This window comes from Mycobacterium simiae (assembly GCF_008370645.1).
Taxonomy (GTDB): Bacteria; Actinomycetota; Actinomycetes; order Mycobacteriales; family Mycobacteriaceae; genus Mycobacterium; species Mycobacterium simiae_A.
The window spans coordinates 1-4186 of the sequence record NZ_VTZN01000277.1; the positions used below are offsets into that span (position 1 = coordinate 1).

2 protein-coding genes and 1 pseudogene are annotated in these 4186 nt (G+C 74.6%); all 3 read left to right on the forward strand.

Annotated features, from left to right (window positions below):
- Nucleotides 1–567, forward strand: a pseudogene (locus F0Q45_RS28115) (hypothetical protein); the annotation flags it as partial.
- On the forward strand, nt 564–2102 hold the full coding sequence (gene eccB / locus F0Q45_RS24650) for a type VII secretion protein EccB (protein ID WP_149656384.1): 1539 nt from the start codon (nt 564–566) through the stop codon (nt 2100–2102). The pseudogene F0Q45_RS28115 and the gene eccB, both read left to right, overlap by 4 nt.
- Nucleotides 2099–4186 (forward strand): type VII secretion protein EccCa (eccCa, locus tag F0Q45_RS24655; protein WP_149656385.1); only part of this gene is annotated, 2088 nt, incomplete at its 3' end. The genes eccB and eccCa, both read left to right, overlap by 4 nt.

Genomic DNA, 4186 nt, shown 5'->3' on the forward strand with positions numbered 1-4186 from the left:
CCGCGGCCCCGGGGCCGCGGCCAGGGGAAAACCCCCCCGCGGCCGGGGGGCGGCGGGGGATTCGGTGGGATCAGCGGGCTGGCGGGAATCCCGGGCGCGCTGCTGGGCGCCCGGAGCGCGGGCGGCGGGTCGCCGGCGCTCCTGGTGGGCCGCACGGCCGGCGGCGTCTTGGGCCCGGGTGTCGCCCCGGAGCGGGGGCTGCAGCGCGACACCGTGTTAGCGGCGCGGGCGGTGTCGGCGGCGTTTCCCGAGATCAAATCGATCGGGGGGGTGCGCCCGGATGCGCTGCCGTGGCATCCCAACGGTCAGGCCATCGACGTGATGATCCCCGATCCGGGCACCCCGCACGGCAAAGCGCTGGGCGATGCGGTGCTGCGTTTCGCGCTGGCGCACCGGGAGGCGTTCGGCCTAAATCATGCGATCTGGCGCCAAACGCTGTATAACCCTGATGGCTCGTCGCAGATGATGCGCGATCGTGGTTCGCCGACGCAGAACCACATGGACCACGTCCATATCGCCACCAACGGCGGTGGCCATCCACGCGGTGGAGAGGTGTACCGGCTGTGAGCGGGGGAGAGCCCGGGGAGGGCGGCGACGAGGAGGCGCGGTGGCGGGGCCGCGGCCTGGCCCTGTCAAGCCGGGTGCAGGTCTCGGGGCACCTGTTCTTCGCGCGCCGCGCGGTGCTGGCGATGACGCGCCGCCGCGTGCGGATGGAGGCCGAGCCCGGCCGGCGCCAGTCGATGGCGCTGCTGGCCGGGGTGACGATCACCGCGGTGTGCTGCCTGGGCGCGCTGTTCTGGTCGCTGGTGCGCCCGGCGGGGTCGGCGGGCTCGTCGAAGATCCTGGCCGATCAGCGCTCCGGGGGCCTGTACGTGCGGGTCGGGGAGACGCTGTATCCGGCGCTGAACCTGGCCTCGGCGCGGCTGATCGCCGGCGAGCCCGACACCCCGGATCGGGTGCGGCGCAGCGAGATCGACGCCCGCCCGCGCGGGCCGCTGGTCGGCATTCCCGGCGCCCCGCAGGACATGGCGCCCACGGCGCCGACCCGGTCGTCGTGGCTGGTGTGCGATCAGATCACCACGGCGTTCGGGGCCGGGGCGCCCGAGCCGGTGACGGTGACGGTGATCGACGGGCAGCCCGATCTGGGGCAGCGCCGCCGCGTCCTGGGCCCGGAGGAGGCGATGCTGCGCCGCCACGGCGACGGCGTGTGGCTGATCCGCGACGGGCGGCGCTCGCTGCTTGACCGCGACGCGCGGGCGGTGCTGCTGGCGCTGGGCCTGGGCGGCGATGCGCTGTCCGGCGCGCGCCCGATGAGCCGGGCGCTGTTCGACGCGATCCCGGTGGGCCCTGCGCTGTCGGTGCCGGTGATCCCCGGCGCGGGCACCCCGGCGCGCTTCGCCGGGGCGCCGGGCCCGGTGGGCACGGTGGTCTCCACCCCGCAGATCGGCGGGCGCACCGCGTATTCGGTGGTGCTGGGGAACGGGATGCAGCCGGTGTCGGCGCTGGCGGCGCAGGTGCTGTCCAACGCCGGCCCGGCGGGGGCGGCGGTGCCGGTGCTGGCCGGGCCGGTGCTGGCCAAGCTGCCCGTCGTCGAGGCGCTGGACCTCTCGGCGTTCCCGCCGCAGCCGCCGCAGCTGGTGGACAGCCAGGCCGACCCGGCGGCCTGCTGGGGTTGGACGCGGGTGGCCGGGGAGCCGCTGGCGACCACGGCGGTGATCGTGGGGCCCACCATCCCGGTGCCCGCCGCGCAGGCCGACAAGGTCGTCGAGCTGGTGGCCGGCCCGGGGCCCGGCGTGCAGGCCGACCGGGTGTACTTCGGGCCCGGGTTCGCCAACTACGTGGTGTCGACCGGCAACGCGCCCACCTCGGCGACCGCCGAGGCGCTGTGGTGGATCTCCGAATCCGGGGTGCGGTTCGGGGTGGCCCGCACCGACGACACGCTGCGGGCGCTGGGGCTGGGCGCCGCCGCGCCCAGCCCGGCGCCGTGGTGGGCGCTGCGGCTGCTGGCGGGCGGCCCGACGTTGTCGCGCGCGGATGCGCTGGTGCGCCACAACGCGCTGCCGACCGACCGCGGCCCCGGCGCGCTGGAGGTGCCCAAGTGAACAAGCACGGGTTCGCCCGCCCCACCCCGGCGCCGGCGCCCGGGCTGGCGCCGGTGTCCATCGAGCTGCCCACCCCGCTGAAAGTGCCGCCGCCCGAAGGCAAGCCGTGGTGGTCGGTGGTGCTGGTGATCGGGCTGATCGGCGTGGTCGCCGCGATGGTGGGGGTGACGTTTGCCAGCGGGGCCCGCTCGTTCACCGGCGCGGGATCGCTGTTCCCGATCGTGATGGTCGGCGGGCTGCTGGCGATGCTGTTCACCGGCCGCGGCGGCGCCCAGCAGCTGTCGAGGACCAAGCTGGACGCGCTGCGGGCGCGGTTCCTGCTGGTGCTCGACGAGCTGCGGGTGACCACCTCGGGGCTGGCCGACCGGCTGGATGCCAACTACCGCTGGTATCACCCGCCGCCGGCGACGCTGGAGGCCGCCCTGGGCGGGGTGCGGATGTGGGAGCGCAAGGCCGACGGCTCCGACGCCTGGTTCGGGGTGGCCCGGGTCGGGGTGGGGATGACCGACCTGGTGGAGGCCCAGGCGGCGGTGTTCACCGAGCCCGCCGACATGCCCACCGACATCGAGCTGGAACCGGTCACCGGCAAGGTGCTGCAGGAGTTCGTGCGCTACCAGACCGTGGCCTACGGGGTGCCGGCGCTGGTGTCGCTGCTGGTGGAGCCGGGCTACGGGCTGCGCGGCCCGCGGGATCGGGTGCTGGGGCTGGCGCGGGCGCTGATCTGCCAGCTGGTGTTCTCCCACGGCAGCGATCAGCTGCGCCTGGTCGTGGTGACCGCGGATCCGGGCGAGTGGGACTGGGTGAAGTGGCTGCCGCACGCCCTCGACCCCGGTGTGCAGGACGGGGCGGGTCCGGCGCGGATGGTGTACGGGTCGGTGGGCGGCTTCGTCGCCGCCCAGCAGGATGCGCTGGTGCTGCGCGGGCGCGGGGAGTTCCGGGTGCGCCACGGCGCGGCCAAGGACCCCATCACCGGGCTGCCGCACACGCTGATCGTGTGCGACACCGACGACGCGGACTGGGAGCTGCTGGGGGACCGCGCCGGGCTGGGCGGGGTGACATTCCTCGACGTGCGCGGCGGTCGCCTGGTGCCGGCGTGCGGCGAGCCCAAACGGGTGCTGCACATCGGGGCCGACGCGGTGCTGGCCGCGGTGCCCCGCGACCCGGTGACCTGGGACGCCAGCGGCGAGCGGACGCGGTTCTTCGCCGTGGCCGATCAGCTCGGCCGCGCCGAGGCCGAGTCGTTCGCCGAGCGGATGGCGCGCTGGCGGCTGGCCGAGGCCTACGAGGCGTTCGAGGTGGACAGCGGGCCCCGGCTGGTCGCCCGCGACATCCTGGCCTACTACGGCATCGACGACGCCGCCGACATCGACTTCGAGGCGCTGTGGGCGCCGCGCGGCGACATCAATTCCCCGCAGCGGCTGCGGGTCCCGATCGGCAACCGCGCCGACAACCAGGAACTGTTCTTCCTCGACCTCAAGGAGCAGTCCCAGCAGGGCCACGGCCCGCACGGGGTGATGGCCGGCACCACCGGCTCGGGCAAGACGATGATGCTGCGCGCGGTGATCGGGTCGCTGATGCTGGGCCACCCGCCGCAGAACCTGCAGTTCCTGCTGGCCGACCTCAAGGGCGGCTCGGGGGTCACCCCGTTCGCCGGTGCCCCGCACGTGTCCCAGATCATCACCGACCTCGAGGACGACCAGTCCCTGATGGGCCGCTTCGTCGACGCGCTGCAGGGCGAGATCGCGCGGCGTAAAGCGTTGTGTGCCAAGGCCGGCGCCGACGATGCCACCGAGTACAACAAGATCCGCGCCGACCAGCTGGGCGCGGGCATAGGCGACCCGCTGCCGGCGCTGCCCGCGCTGGTGGTGGTCATCGACGAGTTCGCCGAGCTGTACCGGATGATGGCCAACGACATCGCCGAGGCGCTGGACCAGATCTGCCGCCAGGGCCGCGCCTACTGGATCCATCTGCTGATGGCCAGCCAGCAGATCGACAACCGCGCCGAGAAGCTGCTGGAGAACATGGGCTACCGGCTGGCGTTGCAGACCAAGACCGCCGCGGCGGCCGCGGCGATCGGGGTGCCC